We start from the raw sequence: 17,819 nt of genomic DNA, 5'->3' as shown, positions 1-17,819 counted from the left end.
AACAGTTCATCACCGAACTGGGCCGCAACTTCCAGGTGATCTACGAGCAGGCCAATGCCCACGGGCAAAAGGTGCAAACCGCCGGTGCCAACATGTCCAACACCGACAGCGCTGTTGGCTCCAGCTGGGCCTAACGCTCAGCGATCGCGGCAGCTCACGATTTCCGCCGTGGGCGCACATGAATGTGGTTCACGCCGGTAACAATGCTGCGCGCAGCTCATTGGCCAGATCGCCACGGTCACCGACGGTGACGCCGCCCAATCCAAGCCAGGACGCCATCATCCTTAATTCACCGGCCAGCGCGGTCGCCACCCGGGGCGGCGACTGCTCTGGCTCGATGAACGCGCCGACGACGTGCAGGGTGTTCGCAGCGCGATCTGCCTTGAGATCCACCCGGCCGACCAGCTCACCGTCGAGCAGAAACGGCCACACGTAATAGCCGTAGCGTCGCTGGGCCGCGGGCGTGTAAATCTCGATGCGGTAATGGAAACCGAAGAGCCGCTGCACCCGCGGCCGGAAAAAGATCAGCGGGTCGAACGGGCAGAGTAACGCAGTGCCGCGATCGCGCCGTGGAATCGGTTGTCCGGCATGCAGATACGCCGGCGTCGACCAGCCGTCGACGTCGACGCGTTCCAGCTCGCCGTCGGCGACCAGCTTGGCGATCGCCGGCTTTACCTGTGCGGCGGACAGTCGGAAATAGTCGCGGATATCGGCCTCGGTGCCCACACCGAGCGCGCTGGCCGAGCGCAGTGTGAGCTCGCGGATTGCTTCGTCGTCGTCGACCTTTCGCGCCAACACCTCGGGTGGCAGCACCCGCTCGGTCAGGTCGTAGTGGCGTGCGAATCCGACGCGGGTGGACGTCGTCAGCACACCGGCAGCGAACAACGCCTCGGCGACCCATTTGGTGTCGCTGCGATTCCACCAGGGGCCCTTGGCGCGCCGCGGCTCGGCGGCGAGGTGGGCCTCGATCTGTCCGGCGGTACACGGCCCCAATTGCGCGACCGCGGCGATGATGTCGTCGGCCAGCTGTGGGTTGGCCTTGACGATGTGGGTGCCCCAGCGGCCGTGGCGATACTGGCGCATTCGCCAGCGCAGCAGCGGCCAGTCGTCGACGGCCATCAGCGCTGCTTCATGCGCCCAGTACTCGACCAGCAGCCGGGGCGAACGCGCGGAATGGCTCCAGGCGGCGCGGTCGAGTACCTCGCGGTCGTAGGGCCCGAGCCGGCTGAACACCGGCGCGTAGTGGGCGCGTACCACAACCGACACCGAATCTAGTTGCAGCACCTGGATTCTGGAGATCAGTCGCCGCAGATGCGCCCGGCTGACAGAGCCGACGGGCCGGCGATCTGCAAGACCTTGCGCGACGACAGCAATCCGGCGGGCCTGCGCCGCGGTCAGCCTGCGAGGATGTGGGATCGGCACGGCGCCGAGAATACCGTTTAGCCAGTGCTTCTCTTCTGCTCGAACGGCACGACGACGCCGGCCTCCGGCGGCTTGTTTCTTTGCTGGTATGCCGACTCCAGAGCGGCCGGAACCGTTTCTATCCCCCGGTAGACGGCCATCAGCTGCTCCAGGATCTCGATTCGCTGCTGACTGGCCTGGTCCACCGCGCGCCGCGCCTCCTCTCGCCAGCGATCAGCTTCTTGCTGGGCGTCGGCGAGCAGCTGTTCCCGTGCCTGCTGGGCTTTTTGCGACGCGTCATCGATCTCCGCTTCCGCTTCGGCGCGCTTCTGGGCCAATTCCGCCTCGAGTTTGCTCTTGGCTTCGGCGCACTCGGCGTCCAGCGCGGTTCGTTGCGCGGCCATGTCCGCCAACAGCTCTTCGTGCTTTCGGTGTGCGATCTCGGCCTCCGACTCGATTGTCGCGACCAGCGCCTGTATCTCGGCCTTTGCCTCGGCCCGCATCTCGCACACCTCGTCGATCGCATTCCGCAGCACTTTCGCCATGCGCTGCGGGACCGCATGGGGCGAGGGTGAGGTGTCGTTGAGGAAGGCGACTTCTTTTCGGAGTGCGGCTACTTCATCGCCGGCTTGCTTCAGCCGAGCCCGTAACGTTTCGATCTCATCCAGCAGCACTTGCTGTTTGACGGTCGCCTCATCGATGAAGGCATCGACGGCCAGCTGATCGTAGCCAATGAGCGCGCGAGAGAACTTGGGTCTAGATCCGGCTTTCACTGACGGTTCTCCCTCCTGAAACCCCTGGCAGAAGCGGTAAATCGATACCACCGGAGTATGTCACGGTCCATCCGTTGCGGCCAGCAAACGGCGGTAGCTGTGGAACCGATATCGCAGCCCCGTGCGGCTGGTCAGCCACTCGCCCGTCGTACCGACCCACATCTCGTCCAGCACCGGCGCCAGCACGTCGGCGTCGTCGCGCGGCAGATCGAGCTCCACTTCGGTCACCTCGCAACGGGTGGCCAGCGGCATTGCCAGCGCGTAGATCCGGTGCCCGCCGATCACCCAGGTCAGTGGGTCGGTGAGGGCTTGGTCCAGGGTGTCAACCACCTCGGCGCCGTCTGCCACATAGTCAGTTTGGCGGGTCAGTACGACATTTCTGCGGCCCGGCAGCGGCCGCACCGTCGCCGGCAGCGACTCCCAGGTGAGCCGGCCCATCACCACGGTGTGGCCCATCGTGAGGGCTTTGAACCGGGCCTGATCCTCCGGCAGGTGCCAGGGGATTTTGCCGCCGCGCCCGATGATGCCCGACGTCGACTGAGCCCAGATCAGGCCCACGTCGGCGAGGCTCATACCGCGACGGGGGCTTTGATCGCCGGATGCGGGTCGTAGTTCTTGATGACGATGTCGTCGTAGGTGTAGTCGAAGATCGAATCGCGTTGCGCCAGAAGGAGCTCCGGATAGGGCCGCGGTTCCCGGCTGAGCTGCAGGCGCACCTGCTCGACGTGGTTGTCGTAGATATGGCAGTCGCCGCCGGTCCAGATGAACTCACCGACGTCGAGCCCTGCCTGTGCTGCCATCATGTGGGTGAGCAGCGCGTAGCTGGCGATGTTGAACGGCACACCCAGGAACAGGTCGGCGCTGCGCTGGTAAAGCTGGCAGCTCAGCCGCCCGTCCGCGACATAGAACTGGAACAGCACATGACACGGCGCCAAGGCCATCTTGGGAATGTCGCCGACGTTCCATGCCGACACGATGATGCGCCGCGAATCCGGATCAGTCCGCAGCAGTTCCAGCGCGTTGCTGATCTGGTCGATGTGCTCACCCGACGGGGTCGGCCAGGATCGCCACTGCACACCGTAGACGGGGCCGAGATCGCCTGTGGGAGATGCCCATTCGTCCCAAATAGTGACTCCGTGCTGGTGTAGCCAGCCGATGTTGGAGTCGCCGCGCAAAAACCAGAGCAACTCGTAGATCACCGATTTCAGGTGCACCTTCTTGGTCGTAATCAGCGGGAAGCCGACCGCCAGGTCGTAGCGCATCTGGTGGCCGAACAAGCTGCGGGTCCCGGTGCCGGTGCGGTCGGCCTTGGGTGTGCCCCGCTCGAGGACCAGGCGCAGCAGATCCTCGTACGGCGTCGGGATGGGCACGCCCTCAGCGTAGCGGCGACCGCAAGCGCGGCGAAGCCGGGCGCAGCGGGTCGGCGCCGATGAAACTGCGGCGATGAGAGGTAGTAGAACGGTAGCCATGCCGCACATCACCGATACCGTCACCACTCCCGACGGCACCTGCACCGTCCACCTGTTCACCCCCGACGGCCAGGGTCCCTGGCCCGGGGTCGTCATGTACCCCGACGCGGGCGGGGTGCGCGACACCTTCTACGAAATGGCCGCCAAGCTTGCCGACTTCGGTTACGCCGTGCTGCTGCCCGACATCTATTACCGCCACGGGGACTGGCAGCCGTTCGACATGAAGACCGCCTTCAGCGACCCGGACGACCGCAAGCGGCTGATGTCGATGATCGGCAGCGTCACCCCGCTCAAAATGGACATCGACGCCGGCGCGTTCTTCGACTACCTCGCCGACCGCGACGAGGTGCGCGGGGACCGGTTCGGTGTCTGCGGCTACTGCATGGGCGGCCGGACATCGCTGGTGGTCGCCGGTCGTCAGCCCGATCGGGTTGCGGCCGCGGCCTCCTTCCACGGCGGCGGGCTGGCGACCGATAGCCCGGACAGCCCGCATCTGCTGGCCGACCAAATCCAAGCGGCGGTGTACGTCGCCGGAGCCGAAAACGATGGCTCCTTCACACCTGAGCAGGCCGAACAGCTCGACAAGGCGTTGACCGCCGCCGGCGTCGAGCACACGATCGAGACCTATCCGGCCCAGCATGGGTTCGCGGTCCCGGACAACCCGCCGTATGACGAAGCCGCCGCCGAGCGGCATTGGACGGCGATGCGGGACTTCTTCGGCGCAAAGCTCTCCGGGTAATCGGCGCGCCGCCATGCACGTCGCCGCGATGACCCCGCCCAAACCGCTGGGCCAGATCGGTGACCTCGCCCGACGAACCCAGTCCGCCGGGTTCTCCGGGCTGTTGTTCACCGAGACGGGCCGCACCACCTACCTCAACGCCGCCGTGGCCTCGCAGGCCGCGCCCGGCCTCGACCTGTCCACGGGTGTGGCGGTGGCGTTTCCTCGCAGCCCCTTCGTCACGGCCACCACGGCGTGGGAGCTTGCCGAAGCAACCGGCGGGAAGTTCCGATTGGGTCTGGGCACGCAGGTGCGCACTCACGTGGTGCGGCGCTACGGCGTGGCCTTTGATCGCCCCGGCCCACGGCTGCGCGACTACGTGCTCGCCGTTAAGGCGTGCTTCATGGCGTTTCGAACCGGGACGCTCGATCACCACGGCGAGTTCTACGACCTCGACTTCATCACCCCCCAATGGAGCCCGGGACCCATCGACGCCCCCGACCCCAAAGTGGATATCGCCGCGGTGAATCCGTGGATGCTGACGATGGCGGGCGAAGTCGCCGATGGCGTGCATATCCATCCGATTGGCGAACCCGGCTACCTGACCCGGCACGCCGTGCCGAGCATCGCCGCAGGAGCGAAGAAAGTCGGGCGGCAGACATAGGACATCGCCGTGATCGTCCCGGCGATGACGATCGTCGGCGACAGCGACGATGAGCGCGACAAGGAACGAGAACTGATGCGAGCGAGCCTGGCCTTCTACGGGAGCACGCCCAACTATGCGTTCATCTGGGACGAGGCCGGGTTCGAGGGCACGACCGCGCGCATTCGGGAAAAGCAGAAGGCCGGCGACTTCGCCGGCATGGCGGCCCAGATCACCGACGAGCACCTCGCGGCCTTCGCCACCGAGTCGAGCTGGGACGGGCTGGCCGACGCGCTGACCGACAAGTACGCCGGAATCGCCACCCGGCTCGTGCTGTACAACGCGCTGACCGATCAGGAGCGCGTCGAGCGGTACGGCGAGGTGGCCCGCCGGATCAGCCGCCGATCAGCCGCTGCATGAACTCGGGGTAGCGCGCGCCCTGCACCGTGATCCTTCTTGCGGCGTCGTCGATTTCGCGAAGGTCGTCGGCGGTGAGTTCGACATCGGCTGCCGCGATGTTCTCCTCCAGGCGCTCGAGGCGGCGGGTGCCGGGAATGGGAACAATCCACGGTTGCTGTGCGAGCAACCAGGCCAGCGCGATCTGTCCGGGTGTCGCGTTCTTGCGCGCCGCGATCGTTTCGAGTAGATCAACCACCGCCTGGTTGGCGGCTCGAGCGTCGGCGGCGAACCGCGGAATGGCGTTGCGGATGTCGGTGCGGTCGAATTGGGTGTCGGTGCCGATGCTTCCGGTGAGGAAGCCTTTCCCGAGCGGGCTGTACGGCACGAAGCCGATGCCGAGTTCCGCACACGTCGGCAGCACCCCGGATTCTGGGGCCTCCGGCGCACGCCACCAGATCGAGTACTCGCTTTGCACCGCCGTGACTGGTTGGACGGCATGGGCACGCCGTATCACCTCGGCGGACGCCTCCGACATGCCGAAATACTTGACCTTGCCGTCTTGGATCAACTCCTTGACCGTCCCTGCGGCGTCCTCCACGGGTACCTCTGGGTCGACACGGTGCTGGTAGAGCAGGTCGATGGTCTCCACACGCAACCGCTGCAGCGACGCATCTGTGACCTGCCGGATGTTCTGCGGGCGGCTGTTGAGTCCCGCGATGTTGCCGGTCGCGTCGAAGGCGAAGCCGAATTTGGTCGCAATGACCACCTGACCGGTGAACGGCGCCAGGGCCTCCCCGACCAGTTCTTCGTTGTCTCCATAGGCTTCGGCGGTATCGAAAAAGGTGACACCGCGCTCCACGGCCGCGCGGATCACCCCGATCATGTCGCTTCTGGAACCAGGGGGGCCGTAGCCGCGGCTCATTCCCATGCAACCCAACCCGATTGCGGATACTTCAAGCCCGTTGCCGAGGATGCGCTTGTCCATGTTCACCTCCCGCTGTCGAGCGGCAGGTCGACCAATTCGGCCAGCCGGGCCCGGTGACGGTAGCCGGTGCCCAGCGCCAGCTGGTCACTCTTGGCTCGCTTCAGGTACAGATGAGCCGGGTATTCCCAGGTCATCCCGATACCGCCGTGCAGCTGAATGCATTCCTCGGCGGCATGCACCGCCACATCGCTGCAGTAGGCCTGCGCGATGGCCGCAGCGATGGCGGCGTCCGGATCGCGCCGCGCGCAGGTGTCGGCGGCGTAGCGGGCAGCCGCGGCTGCAGAGCTCACCTCCAACCACAGGTCTGCCATCCGGTGCTTGATCGCCTGGTATGACCCGATCGCCCGGCCGAACTGCTTGCGCTGCTTGACGTAGTCGCGGGTGGTGTCGAAACACCACTGCGCGACTCCGAGCTGCTCAGAGGCCAGCAGCGCCGCGCCGGTCTGCAGCGCTGCCGCGAGCGCCGCCTCCGCTGACCCGGCACCCACCTGCGACGACGACGCTCCGGAGAACCGCACGCTGGCAAGCGGTCTCGTCATGTCGAAAGCCAAGACCGACGACACGTCCACTCCGGCGCCGGCGCGCATGACGGTGTGCAGCTCGAGTCCATCGCTGCCGGCTGCCGGCACCACCAACACATCGGCTTCGGCTGCGCCGGCGACGCTGGTGACCTCTCCGGTCAGGCCGTCGGCGCCAACGCTGACGCCGCTCACCGGGTCGCCCGGCGCGGTCGTCAGCGGCACCGCCAGGGCGGCGGTGAGCTCGCCGGAGGCCAGCCCGCCCAGTGTCTCGGTGTCGCCGGCCTGTAACAGCGCGACGGTGGCCAGCACCGCGCTGGACAGGTACGGCACCGGCGCGACGGCCCGGCCGATCTCCTCCATCACCACGGCGGCCTCGCGTGAGCTCGCCCCGGCACCGCCGAGCTCCTCGGGTACCAACAACCCCGCTACCCCGAGGTCTGCGGCCAGCTCCTTCCACACGCCCGAAAAGTCCGGCGGCGCAACGTCATACAAGCGCATCACTGCTTCGAGTGGACAACGGTCGGCAAGCAAGTGGCGGACGCTGTCCCGCAGCGCTTGCTCGGTATCGGAATAGAGCAGGTCTGCTTTCATCGGTCCAGGTCCTTCCACGCGACGTCCTTATCCACCCGGTGTTCCGGCGGCAGCTGGAGAACCCGTTCGGCGATGGTGTTTCGCAGAATCTCCGAAGTGCCGCCCTCGATCGAGTTGCCCCTGGCCCGCAAATAGCGATAGCCGGGCTCGCGACCGGTCAAGTCGACTGTTTCCGGCCTGCGCATGGTCCAATCGTCGTAATGCAGCCCTGATTCGGCATGCAATTGCAGCTCGAATCCCGAAATCGCTTGCGCCAGGCGGGCAAAGGCGATCTTCATACCGGCACCTTCTGGCCCGGGCTGACCCGCGGCGAGCCGCTGACGCAGCCGCTCACCGGTTAGCCGGGCGACTTCGGATTCGACCCACAGCCGCATCAGCTCGTCGTGCATCGCCGGGTTGCGCAGCTCCGGCTCGTTACGCCAGGCTTCGGTGACCTTTCCGATCATTCCCCCTTCGCGGGGAACGCCTGGCCTGTTGCCGATTGCGACCCGCTCGTTGTTGAGGGTGGTGGTCGCCACCTTCCAGCCGCCGCCCTCCGGCCCGAGCCGGTTGGCGTCGGGAACTCTGACGTCGGTGAGGAACACTTCGTTGAATTCGGCTTCACCGGTGATCTGTCGCAGCGGCCGGATCTCGATGCCGGGGTCAGTCATGTCGCACAGGAAGTACGTCAAGCCCTGGTGTTTGGGCACGTTGGGGTTGGTGCGGGCAACGAGGATCGCCATCTGAGCGTGCTGCGCCATAGACGTCCACACCTTCTGCCCGTTGACAATCCAGTCGTCACCGTCGCGCACCGCACGGGTGGCGAGCCCGGCTAGGTCTGATCCGGCGCCCGGTTCGCTGAACAACTGGCAGTAGAGGTGCTCGCCGGTGTAAAGCGGGCGCAGGAACTTTCGCTTTTGTTCGTCGCTTCCGAACGCCGCGATCGTCGGAGCCGCCATGCCCATCCCGATGATGTTCCTTCCGCCACCCGGGGGCGGCGCGCCTGCCGCGGCCAGTTGCGCCTCGACCCGACCCTGCAGGGTCCGCGGCAGCTCGAGTCCGCCGCAGCCGCGGGGGAAGTGCACCCAGGCCAGCCCTGCGTCGAAGCGTGCGCCGAGGAAATCCCGCGGATCGCTGGTCGCGGGGTCGTGCTGCTCGAGCAGTGTCCGCACTCGCGCGTCGAGGTCTTCGGCGATGTCAGTGCTCATCTCGGTCTCCGTTCAGATGCCAGCGTCCTCGGCTACTTCGCGGGCCTTACGGACCAGCGCGTCGATTCGACGCAGGTTCGGCGTGCCCGCGGCTGCCTTGTTCTTGGGTTCGTCCATGGCGCGGCGCATCACGCCCTCGGCGATAATCGCGACCTTCCATAGCCCCAACGCATGCCAATACTTCAATGTCGCCGCATCACGCCCGGTCCCGGCGAGATACACCGCCGTCATCTCGGCGCGGTCGGGGAACCCCTCGAGCGCTGCGGCGGCGAAGCTTCCTGCCCACTCGTCCTCCCCGGGTTCGGGCCAGTACGCCAGCAGACTTCCCATATCCGCTAACGGGTCACCGAGCGTGGACAGCTCCCAGTCCAAGACGGCAACCACATCCCCGGTCGTATGCGACGTGATGACGTTGCGCAAATGAAAGTCGCCGTGCACCAACGTCAGCTCCTGCTGCGCGGGCGCGGCGGCGATCAGCCGCCGGGTCAGGTCGTCGAGGTCGGGCAGCTCGCGGGTTTTCGACAGCTCCCACTGGCCGGCCCAGCGTTTGAGCTGGCGCTGGGCGTATGGCTTGTGGCTGGCCAGATCGGCCAAGCCGACATCGTGGATGTCGACGGCATGGATCTTGGCCAGTGTCGTGACCATTGACAACCCAATTTGCCTGCGCCGCTGGACAGTTAGGGATTCCGCCTTTTCCATCCGGTCGATGACCAGACCGTCGACGTACTCCATCAACAGCAGCGGAACGGAGTCGGCGTCACGGGTCAGCCCGTACACCTTCGGCGTCGGCACAGGCGTGTCCTGCAGCGCGGACAGAATCCGCGCCTCGCGAGCCACGTCGTGCGCCGACGCCAACAAGTGCCCCAGCGGCGGGCGGCGCAGTACCCATTCGCGGTTGTCGGCGTCGCGCACCAGGTACGTCAGGTTCGACTGGCCCAGCCCGATCCGTTCGAAGCTCAACGGGCCGGTGAACGCGATCCCGAGTCGTTCGATCCAGTCGGCGACGGCCACTGGATCGATGCCGAGAACCACGCTAGTCACTGGAGCCGGTCCGGAACGCCAACGCGTTGCCCAGTAGCTGGCCGCCGTCGATCACCATGGCTTCCCCGGTGATCCAGCTCGCGGCGTCGGAGACCAGGAAGGCAACCGCGCCCGCCACGTCGACCGGCTCACCGACGCGCCCCAGCGGCGTCGTCGCTGCCAAGCCGTCTTCGTTGTCCTTCCACAGCGCCTCGGCGAGCCGGGTGCGCACCACACCCGGGCATATTGCGTTCACCCGGACCCGGGGTGAAAGTTCCAGCGCGAGTTGCTTTGTCACGTGGATGAGCGCGGCTTTCGTCGCGTTGTACATCCCCATGTATGGAGCGAAATGCATGCCGCCGATTGATGCCGTGTTGACAACGGCGCCGCCGTGTTCGCCCATCCACGCCTTGACGGCAAGCGACGTCCACAGCAGCGGCGCCCACAGGTTGACGTCGAACACCTTGGCAAAGCGGCCGTGGTCCTGCTCGATCAGCGGACCGAACGCGGGGTTGGTCCCTGCGTTGTTGACGAGGATGTCCACGCTGCCGAATCGCTCCAGCGTCAGGTCGATACAGCGTTGCGCGGCAGCCTCTTCGACGGCATGGGCGGCGACGCCGAGGGCATTACCGCCGACCTGGGCGGCGGCCGCGTCCGCATTCTCCTGTTTGCGCGACGTCAGCACGACATTGGCACCGGCCTCGGCCAGTCGCTGCGCGACGGCCAGCCCGATTCCTCGCGAAGCGCCGGTAATGATCGCGGTGCGGCCGGTGAGGTCGTATGACGTCATCGCGTATCTCCTAACAGGCTGCGCTGGTAGCGGCGCATGCCGCGCAGCCAGCGGTCGTAGTCGGCGGCTTTTTGACGGTACATGTCCAGCACTTCCGGATGGGGAAGGATCAAAAACCGCTCCTCCTCGATGGCCGCCAGTACGGCCTCGGCCACTGCGTCCGGTTCCAGCACTGCACCGGCGGTGGTGACCGCGCGCGTGGCCAGATCACCCAGCCGATCACCGGACTGTTCACCGGAGTACAGCAGCTTGGTGTTTACCCCCATCGGACAAAGGCAGCTCACCCGCACTCCCTGGTCGCCGTAAGTGATGCTGAGCCACTCGGCGAAGCCGACCGCCGCGTGCTTGGTGACCGAGTAGGTGGCCGACCCGAGTTGGGTAAGTAATCCGGCCGCCGACGCGGTGCTGACGAAGTAGCCCTCGCCGCGCTCGACCCAGCGGGGCACCAGCAATTGCGCCGCGCGGATGTGCGCGCGCAGGTTGACGTCGAGGCTTCGGTCCCAATCGCTTTCGCTGACGTCGAGGCCGGCGGCGCCGGTGATGCCGGCGTTCGCGAAGTACATGTCAACCGGGCCGAACTCGTTTTCCGCAAGCCGGAGTAGCCTTTGGATCTCTGCGGTGTCGGCTACGTCGGCACCCGCACTGACCGCCGTGTCCGGGTGGTCAGCGTTGATCACATCTGCGACCGCGGCCGCAGCTGTGGCATCCAGGTCGGCCACGACGACCCGCGCACCTTCGCGTGCCAGTCTCGTGGCCACCGCGCCGCCGATGCCGCCGCCACCGCCGGTGACGATGGCAATCTTCTGGTCGACTTTCACCGTTGAGTCCTTTCAGCGACGGGCTAACCGGGTGATCCACGCCCGTGAGTCGGCGGGATCGATGACGTCATCCAATTCGAAGGTGGTGGCCGAGGTCAGCGCTTTGCCGTGCTGATAGGCCGCCTCGACCAGTTTCTCGAACAGCTTTTGCCGTTCGCCCGGATCAGCGACGGCGGCCAGCTCCTTGCGGAATCCGAGCCGCACTGCGCCTTCGAGTCCCATCCCGCCGATCTCGCCGGTCGGCCAGGCAACGGTGAAGTCCGGGGCGTGGAATGACCCGCCTGCCATCGCCATTGCGCCCAGCCCATATCCCTTGCGCACGATTATCATGCCCAGCGGCACGGTCAGCCGCGCACCAACGACGAATAGGCGGCCGAACCGCCTGACGGCTGCGTCCTTCTCCGCGTCGGGCCCGACCATGAATCCCGGTGTGTCGCAGAGCGAGATGATCGGGAGCCCCGATGCTTGGCATAACGCGAAAAAGTCCGCGGTCTTGTCGGCGGCCTCGGCGTCGATGGCGCCTCCCAGATGGTGACTGCTGTTGGCTACCAACCCGTATGCCACACCCTCGACCCGGACCAGCGCGGTCACCACGCCGACCCCGTAGTCTGCGTGCAGCTCCAGGACCGAGCCGACGTCCACCACTGATTCGATTACCCGGTGGACGTCGTAAGCACGTAACCGATTCTCCGGCACCACCTGGCGGGCCAGCCGCGGATCGGGTGCGTCCCAATCCATTACGCTGCCTTGGAAATACGATAGGTACTGCTTAGCCAGCGACACCGCGTGCGCTTCGTCACGGGCGACCAGGCTCACCACACCGTTGCGCCGCTGCACCTTGATCGGCCCGATGTCCTCGGGACGGTACACGCCGAGCCCGCCGCCCTCGATCATCGCCGGTCCGCCCATGCCGATATTGGCGTCGGGTGTGGCGATGATCACGTCACAAATTCCGGCCAGCGCGGCGTTGCCGGCGAAGCAGCGTCCGGACACGATCGACACCAGCGGCACTTGGCCGCTCAGCGCAGCCAGCGTGCGGAAGGTCGGCACGTCCAGGCCGGCGATGTTGCCGAGGTCGGTGTCACCGGGACGTCCGCCGCCGCCTTCGGCGAACAGCACCACCGGCACCCGTTTGCGCGCAGCCAGTTCCAAGACCCGGTCGGTTTTGGCGTGGTTGCGCATGCCCTGCGTGCCCGCGAGCACGGTGTAGTCATAGGACAGCACCACCGCCTCGGCCCCAGCGATGGTCGCGAGCCCCGCGACCAGGCCGTCGGCCGGCGTGTTGGCGATCAAATCCTCTTCCGAGCGACGGCTGCGCTGCGCGGCGATGGCCAGCGCGCCGTATTCGACGAAACTGCCTTTATCGACCAGGTCGGCAATGTTCTCCCGCGCCGTCCGGCGGTTTTGTTTGTGCCGCTTGGCTACTGCACCCGGTCGGCCCTCGTCGAGGGTGAGTAGGTGTCGCTGGCGCACCTTGTCAAGGTCGGCCCGTGGCCGGTCGAGGTCGAGCCGTGCAGCGGCGTCGGCGTCGGTGTCCGCGCCGGTGCGAGTGAACACCACCAATGGATCACCAGTTCCGACGACCTGCCCGGGCGTCACGAGGTTGCGGATGGTGCGCAGGACGTCCGGCGCGGCGAGAACGTGCTGCATCTTCATCGCCTCCAACACCGCCACTGGCCGGCCCGCAGCGAATTCGGCGCCTTCGGGCGCGACTTCTATCACGGTGCCGGCCATCGGTGCGCGCAGCACTTCTTCACTCGGATACAGCTCGAGTACAGGAGCTCGAAACTCCGGTTGGCGTGTCATTGCGGCAGCGGCCAACTCGGGAAGCTTGGCGTCGAGAAAGGTCGTCGTGACAAAGCCAGATTGAAGCTCGTTGGTGCACAAGATTTCTCGTAACAAAGAGATATCCGTGCGGATACCCTCGATGCTGAAGTCGGCCAACGCTGTTCGCGCTTTGCGCAGGGCCGCCGGAAACGACGAACCGTGCACATGGGTGATCACTTTGGCCAGCAGCGAGTCGTAGCGGGGACTCGCAGTGAGGCCGGGACGGCCGTAGGTGTCGACGCGCACCCCGGGCCCGCTCGGCGGGGTGAACGCGGTCAGTGTGCCCCCAGTCGGAATCACCGATCCGTCGGCGCCGATCGTCTCCATGTTGACCCGGGTCTGGATCGCGATTCCCCGTGCCGTGGCCGGCTCGCCTGTGACATCTGTGCCGCGAGCGGTGATTCCGGCGGGTAGCCCCAACTGGTCGAATCCTGCGCCGTCGGCGATGGCGAGCTGGGCCGCCACCAGGTCGACCCCGGTCACCGCTTCGGTGACGGTATGCTCCACCTGGATTCGCGGATTGACCTCCAGGAACACGAATTGCTCGCCGGCAACGAGGAATTCGGCAGTGGCCAGCCCCTGGTAGTTGACATGTGCGCACAGCCGGGCAGCTGCGGCGTGCAGATTGCTGCGCATTTCGCCTGTAAGTGCTTGTGCGGGCGCGATTTCGACGAGCTTCTGGTATCGGCGCTGGACGCTGCAGTCACGGTCGCCGAGCGCAAGAGCACGCCCGCCGGCGGCGACGATCTGCACTTCGATGTGGCGAGCGTCGTCGAGCAAGGCCTCGGCGAACACGGCGGGGTTTATGAAACCGAGTTGCGCTTCGGCAGCGCACTGGCGGTAGGCGTCGTCAATCTGGTCCGCGCTGCGGACTACCCGAAGACCACGGCCTCCGCCGCCGGCCAGCGCTTTGATCACGATCGCGCCGTCGTGCGCGGCGAAGAACGCGTGAATCTCCTCGACACTGCTTGGTCCGTCGGTCGCGGGCAGCACCGGTACACCAGCGGCGATCGCGGTGCGGCGGGCAGCGGACTTGTCACCGACCAGCTCGAGCACGTCGGCATCGGGGCCGACGAACCGGTATCCCGCTGCGGCGCACGCCCGCGCGAATCCGGCGTCCTCGCTGAGGAACCCGTAGCCGGGATGGATTATCGAGGCGCCGGACCTTTTGGCTGCCGCCAAGATCGCGGCGTGATCCAGGTATGCGGCGGGGCCGGCGCCGGGCAAGCCGATCGCTTCGTCGGCGGCGTGCACGTGCGGGCTGTCGGCGTCGTCTTCGGCGTATATCGCCGCGGTGTCGATGCCCATTTCTATTGCGGTGCGGATGATTCGAAGCGCAATCTCGCCGCGGTTCGCGATCAGCAGCGTCATGTGGCTCCGTCACTCCATCAATGTGGCGGCCAGCGTGCCGCCCAGCTCGTAGGCCTGTTCACGTACCGCGGCGTCGATGCCGCCGACGACCTCCAGTACGTCGGCGGCTTTGGTCAGCGACAGCCCGGTGGCTACCTTCTCGACGGCCGTTGCGGCGCCGACGGTGTCGTTGTTGCCGTGTACCCACAGGCCGTAGGGCCGGCCCGCGACGTGGTCCAGGCTCGGGTAGTAGACGGTGTCGAAGAAGTGCTTGAGCGCTCCCGACATGTAACCGAGGTTGGCGGTGGTGCCGAAAAGGTAGCCGTCGGCGTCGAGCATGTCCGACACGGTGGCAGCCAGCGCCGGGCGGGCCACCACGTCGACGCCGTCGATCTCGGGGTCGTTGGCGCCGGCGACTACGGCCTCGAGGAGTTCGCGGGTACCGGGTGACGGGGTGTGGTGAACCACCAGCAGTGTCTTGCTCATCGGCGGCCCTGCAGCTGGACGGCCTTCTTCATGGCGTCCCGTGCGCGGCCGCGATCGCCGGCGTAGTCGTAGACGCGGGCCAACCGGTACCAGCGCCGCCAGTCGTCGGGATTGTCTTGGAGCTCAGTGCGGACGGTGTCGAACAGCGCGTCGGCGGCCTGTCGGTCGATGCGGCCGGACGGTCGCCTTGGCAGCGCGCTGACGTCGAGTTCCATTCTTTCGTCGGCGATGAGGCGAGCCAGTTTCTGGTGCGCGAACCCGGCGCGCAAGGTGGCGATCATTGCCCAGAGCCCGATTGCCGGCAGGACCAGTAGCGCTACCCCGAGAGCGATGGCCGCGGGCCGGCTGGACCCCATCATCACGACGGCGATGCGAGCAAGCAGGGCAAGGTAGACCAGCAGCGCAGCGCACATGAACGCGATGAGCAGCTGGATACGCAGGGCGCCTGGGGTTTTGGTCATTGTAGGTTGAGCAAGGGTTCGATGCCGACCGTCAGGCCGGGACGTTCCTTGATGTGGCGCACCGCCAGCAAGACGCCCGGCACGAACGAGGTGCGATCGAGGCTGTCGTGGCGGATGGTCAGCGTCTCGCCCGCCATGCCCAACAGCACCTCTTGGTGGGCGACCAAACCGGCCAATCGCACAGAGTGCACCGGGATTCCGTCGACCTCGGCGCCACGGGCACCTGGCAGGCTCGTGCTGGTGGCATCCGGGTTGGGCGGCAGGCCTTTTCGCGCCTCAGCGATGAGCTGGGCGGTGCGCGTGGCGGTGCCCGACGGCGCGTCAGCCTTATGCGGGTGGTGCAGCTCGATCACCTCGACCGAGTCGTAGAATCGGGCCGCCTCCCTGGCGAAGTGCATGCACAGCACTGCTCCGATCGCGAAGTTCGGCGCGATCAGCGCAGCGGTGCCGGGCTTGGCGGCCAGCCAGGAGCGCACTTGCTGGAGCCGCTCCTCGGTGAAGCCCGTGGTTCCGACGACCGCATGAATTCCGTTGTGGAGCAAGAACTTCAGGTTGTCCATGACAACGTCGGGGTGGGTGAAGTCGATGACCACCTCGGTGTGGCTGTCGGTGAACAAGGTGAGCGGATCACCTGCGTCGACTTCAGCGGATAGGGTCAGATCGTCGGCGGCCTGCACTGCCTGCACCATCGTCGAGCCGACTTTGCCTTTGGCTCCCAGCACGCCTACCTGCATAGGTGCAGCGTAGCCCGGCGACGATGCCGGCCGGCACGGCCGGAGGACGAGCCGGGCAATCAGGCGGAGGCCCGGCGACGATGCCGGCCGGCACGGCCGGAGGAGGAGCCGGGCAATCAGACACGAGCCCGCAACCCGGCCCACCTTTGGTCGGTTTGTCCACAGTTCGGTGTTGCTTCACAGTTGGCGCTTGCGGGTGCCCCGTTTTGTCGTCCGGCGCCGATAAGATCTCGAACATGAGTTCGACATGCCTGGCTGCTCCGGCGGAGGTGAGCGCCGCGCTGGAGGCACTCGATGCGGCCGTGGCCCGGCTTCGTGAATTGGACTTCGACAACTACCAGCCGGCGGTGCGGCTGCGCGCGTTGGAGCACCTAGAGAACTCACGGCGCCACCAAGCAGTGGCCAGTCACGACCTGATCGCCAGCCTGGCCAACGAAGAATTCGCCGCCATCGGCGGGGTACCGCACAAGGTGATCGCCGACTGGCTGCGCATCAGCTGCGCCGAGGCGCGCCGACGCATCCACACCACCGAACAGCTCGCCCCCCGCCGCACCCTGACCGGACAACCACTGCCACCACAGCTGCCGGCCACCGCCCAGGCCTGGCGGGCCGGGCAACTCGACGAGCAGCACCTGCGGGTCATCGAACGCTTTGTGCGCGAGCTGCCCGAAGCCACCCCGGTGCCCACCGTCGAGCATGCCGAGCGGTTGTTAGCCCAGCAGGCCGCCAAGCTTCGCCCCGACCAGCTGGAGAAGCTGGCCAACCGGTGCGCGGTCCTGATCAACCCCGACGGCAAATTCTCCGAGGCGGATCGGGCCCGCCAGCGCGGCTTCACCTGGTGCGGGCAACGCCGCGACGGGATGAGCATCGGCAAGCTTGTCGCCTCCCCCGAACTGCGCGCCAACCTCGATGCCTGGCTGGCACGGTTTGCCGCCCCGGGCATGTGCAACCCCGACGACCACACTCCGTGCATCAGCGGCCCACCCGACCACCAGCTCGCCGCCACCGATGTGCGCAGCCATGCCCAGCGTCAACATGACGCCCTCAACGCGCTGGTGCGCGGCCAGCTTGGCGACCCCAAACTGGGGATGCACAACGGCTTGCCGGTCACGGTGATCGTGTCCACCACCCTCAATGAGCTGACCGCCGGCGCCGGGCATGCAGTCACCGGCGGCGGAACGCTGCTGCCGATGCGCGACCTGATCCGCATGGCCAGCCACGCCTACCACTATCTGGCCGTCTTCGACGACCACGACAGCCGCCCGCTATATCTAGGGCGCACCAAACGCATCGCCTCACCGGATCAGCGGGTGGTGTTGTACGCCAAGGACCGCGGCTGCACCGCGCCCGGCTGTGATGTGCCCGGCTATTGGTGCGAAGTCCACCACACCGAAGACTGGGCACGCGGCGGACACACCAACATCGACAAACTCACTCTGGCCTGCCACCCCGACCACACCCTGGCCGAACAAGGCTGGCGCACAATCAAACTCACCAACGGACAAACCCAATGGATCCCCCCACCCCACCTCGACCACGGCCAACCCACAACCAACACCTACCACCACCCCGAACGCTTCTTCGACGACGACGGCAACACCGGCTGATCAGCTCTGGCACCTGCCGCGCACCACGTCACGCAGGAG

Annotated in this window: 16 protein-coding genes and 2 pseudogenes; 4 read left to right on the top strand and 14 right to left on the bottom strand. The window is 66.6% G+C overall.

Annotation, left to right across the window (positions count from 1 at the left end; all coding sequences use genetic code 11):
* Positions 1-134, top strand: a pseudogene (locus tag ACFE99_RS12530) (type VII secretion protein EsxI); the annotation flags it as partial.
* 55 nt (positions 135-189) lie between these two features.
* Here ACFE99_RS12530 and ACFE99_RS12525 read toward each other — a convergent pair.
* From ACFE99_RS12525 to ACFE99_RS12510, 4 genes are read right to left on the bottom strand one after another with little or no spacing between them, the layout of a single operon-like run.
* Positions 190-1,422 (bottom strand): winged helix-turn-helix domain-containing protein, encoded by a 1,233-nt coding sequence (locus tag ACFE99_RS12525; protein WP_375485692.1) that lies wholly within the window; start codon positions 1,420-1,422, stop codon positions 190-192.
* Between the two features lie 17 nt (positions 1,423-1,439).
* Complete coding sequence (locus tag ACFE99_RS12520) at positions 1,440-2,174, bottom strand: cell division protein DivIVA (protein WP_375485690.1); 735 nt, start codon at positions 2,172-2,174, stop codon at positions 1,440-1,442.
* Positions 2,175-2,234: 60 nt separating this feature from the next.
* A complete protein-coding gene (locus ACFE99_RS12515; RefSeq protein WP_375485688.1) occupies positions 2,235-2,747 on the bottom strand; it encodes a dihydrofolate reductase in 513 nt (170 codons plus the stop codon).
* Positions 2,744-3,544: a thymidylate synthase gene (locus tag ACFE99_RS12510; RefSeq protein ID WP_375485686.1), complete on the bottom strand. Its 801-nt coding sequence runs from the start codon at positions 3,542-3,544 to the stop codon at positions 2,744-2,746. Before ACFE99_RS12510 ends, ACFE99_RS12515 begins: the two co-directional genes overlap by 4 nt.
* Positions 3,545-3,641: 97 nt before the next feature.
* Here ACFE99_RS12510 and ACFE99_RS12505 point away from each other — a divergent pair, with 97 nt between their 5' ends.
* Entirely contained in the window at positions 3,642-4,382 is a 741-nt protein-coding gene (locus tag ACFE99_RS12505; RefSeq protein ID WP_375485684.1) for an alpha/beta fold hydrolase, read from the top strand.
* A 13-nt stretch (positions 4,383-4,395) separates the two neighbouring features.
* Positions 4,396-5,424: pseudogene (locus ACFE99_RS12500) on the top strand (TIGR03617 family F420-dependent LLM class oxidoreductase).
* On the opposite strand, the gene ACFE99_RS12495 reads toward ACFE99_RS12500, so the two are convergent.
* Genes ACFE99_RS12495 through dapB form a run of 10 tightly spaced genes read right to left on the bottom strand, consistent with a single transcriptional unit; the run spans position 5,399 to position 16,173 of the window.
* The gene (locus tag ACFE99_RS12495) at positions 5,399-6,388 is read right to left on the bottom strand and encodes an aldo/keto reductase (protein ID WP_375485682.1); all 990 of its coding nucleotides are present in this window, start codon (positions 6,386-6,388) and stop codon (positions 5,399-5,401) included. The pseudogene ACFE99_RS12500 and the gene ACFE99_RS12495 overlap by 26 nt on opposite strands.
* A gap of 2 nt (positions 6,389-6,390) precedes the next feature.
* A complete protein-coding gene (locus tag ACFE99_RS12490) occupies positions 6,391-7,500 on the bottom strand; it encodes an acyl-CoA dehydrogenase family protein (RefSeq protein ID WP_375485680.1) in 1,110 nt (369 codons plus the stop codon).
* Positions 7,497-8,687, bottom strand: a complete 1,191-nt coding sequence (locus tag ACFE99_RS12485; protein WP_375485678.1) for an acyl-CoA dehydrogenase family protein — start codon at positions 8,685-8,687, stop codon at positions 7,497-7,499. Before ACFE99_RS12485 ends, ACFE99_RS12490 begins: the two co-directional genes overlap by 4 nt.
* A gap of 12 nt (positions 8,688-8,699) precedes the next feature.
* Positions 8,700-9,728, bottom strand: coding sequence for a phosphotransferase family protein (locus ACFE99_RS12480; protein ID WP_375485676.1), 1,029 nt, complete (start codon positions 9,726-9,728; stop codon positions 8,700-8,702).
* The gene (locus tag ACFE99_RS12475; RefSeq protein WP_375485674.1) at positions 9,721-10,497 is read right to left on the bottom strand and encodes an SDR family oxidoreductase; all 777 of its coding nucleotides are present in this window, start codon (positions 10,495-10,497) and stop codon (positions 9,721-9,723) included. The genes ACFE99_RS12480 and ACFE99_RS12475 overlap by 8 nt, the downstream gene beginning before the upstream one ends.
* Complete coding sequence (locus ACFE99_RS12470) at positions 10,494-11,315, bottom strand: SDR family oxidoreductase (RefSeq protein WP_375485672.1); 822 nt, start codon at positions 11,313-11,315, stop codon at positions 10,494-10,496. The genes ACFE99_RS12475 and ACFE99_RS12470 overlap by 4 nt, the downstream gene beginning before the upstream one ends.
* Before the next feature lie 12 nt (positions 11,316-11,327).
* Positions 11,328-14,513 carry a carboxyl transferase domain-containing protein gene (locus tag ACFE99_RS12465; protein ID WP_375485670.1) on the bottom strand — a complete coding sequence of 1,062 codons (3,186 nt, stop codon included), beginning with the start codon at positions 14,511-14,513 and terminating at the stop codon, positions 11,328-11,330.
* Positions 14,514-14,522: 9 nt separating this feature from the next.
* Positions 14,523-14,978 carry a flavodoxin family protein gene (locus ACFE99_RS12460; protein ID WP_375485668.1) on the bottom strand — a complete coding sequence of 152 codons (456 nt, stop codon included), beginning with the start codon at positions 14,976-14,978 and terminating at the stop codon, positions 14,523-14,525.
* Positions 14,975-15,439 (bottom strand): hypothetical protein, encoded by a 465-nt coding sequence (locus ACFE99_RS12455; protein WP_375485666.1) that lies wholly within the window; start codon positions 15,437-15,439, stop codon positions 14,975-14,977. Before ACFE99_RS12455 ends, ACFE99_RS12460 begins: the two co-directional genes overlap by 4 nt.
* On the bottom strand, positions 15,436-16,173 hold the full coding sequence (dapB, locus tag ACFE99_RS12450; RefSeq protein ID WP_375485664.1) for a 4-hydroxy-tetrahydrodipicolinate reductase: 738 nt from the start codon (positions 16,171-16,173) through the stop codon (positions 15,436-15,438). The genes ACFE99_RS12455 and dapB overlap by 4 nt, the downstream gene beginning before the upstream one ends.
* Positions 16,174-16,409: 236 nt before the next feature.
* On the opposite strand from dapB, the gene ACFE99_RS12445 reads away from it, so the two are divergent.
* On the top strand, positions 16,410-17,780 hold the full coding sequence (locus ACFE99_RS12445; protein ID WP_375485662.1) for an HNH endonuclease signature motif containing protein: 1,371 nt from the start codon (positions 16,410-16,412) through the stop codon (positions 17,778-17,780).
* Positions 17,781-17,819: the final 39 nt, after the last annotated feature.

Source organism: uncultured Mycobacterium sp., from assembly GCF_964249325.1.
GTDB lineage: Bacteria > Actinomycetota > Actinomycetes > Mycobacteriales > Mycobacteriaceae > Mycobacterium.
The sequence above is the reverse complement of the archived record's forward strand: the minus strand, read 5'-3'. Positions and strand labels throughout refer to the sequence as shown.

Coding starts and splice junctions, on each gene's coding strand:
- dapB (WP_375485664.1), bottom strand. CDS start 16,173: ATGCAGGTAGGCGTGCTGGGAGCCAAAGGCAAAGTCGGCTCGACGATG.
- ACFE99_RS12460 (WP_375485668.1), bottom strand. CDS start 14,978: ATGAGCAAGACACTGCTGGTGGTTCACCACACCCCGTCACCCGGTACC.
- ACFE99_RS12505 (WP_375485684.1), top strand. CDS start 3,642: ATGCCGCACATCACCGATACCGTCACCACTCCCGACGGCACCTGCACC.
- ACFE99_RS12515 (WP_375485688.1), bottom strand. CDS start 2,747: ATGAGCCTCGCCGACGTGGGCCTGATCTGGGCTCAGTCGACGTCGGGC.
- ACFE99_RS12490 (WP_375485680.1), bottom strand. CDS start 7,500: ATGAAAGCAGACCTGCTCTATTCCGATACCGAGCAAGCGCTGCGGGAC.
- ACFE99_RS12485 (WP_375485678.1), bottom strand. CDS start 8,687: ATGAGCACTGACATCGCCGAAGACCTCGACGCGCGAGTGCGGACACTG.
- ACFE99_RS12495 (WP_375485682.1), bottom strand. CDS start 6,388: ATGGACAAGCGCATCCTCGGCAACGGGCTTGAAGTATCCGCAATCGGG.
- ACFE99_RS12445 (WP_375485662.1), top strand. CDS start 16,410: ATGAGTTCGACATGCCTGGCTGCTCCGGCGGAGGTGAGCGCCGCGCTG.
- ACFE99_RS12455 (WP_375485666.1), bottom strand. CDS start 15,439: ATGACCAAAACCCCAGGCGCCCTGCGTATCCAGCTGCTCATCGCGTTC.
- ACFE99_RS12465 (WP_375485670.1), bottom strand. CDS start 14,513: ATGACGCTGCTGATCGCGAACCGCGGCGAGATTGCGCTTCGAATCATC.
- ACFE99_RS12475 (WP_375485674.1), bottom strand. CDS start 10,497: ATGACGTCATACGACCTCACCGGCCGCACCGCGATCATTACCGGCGCT.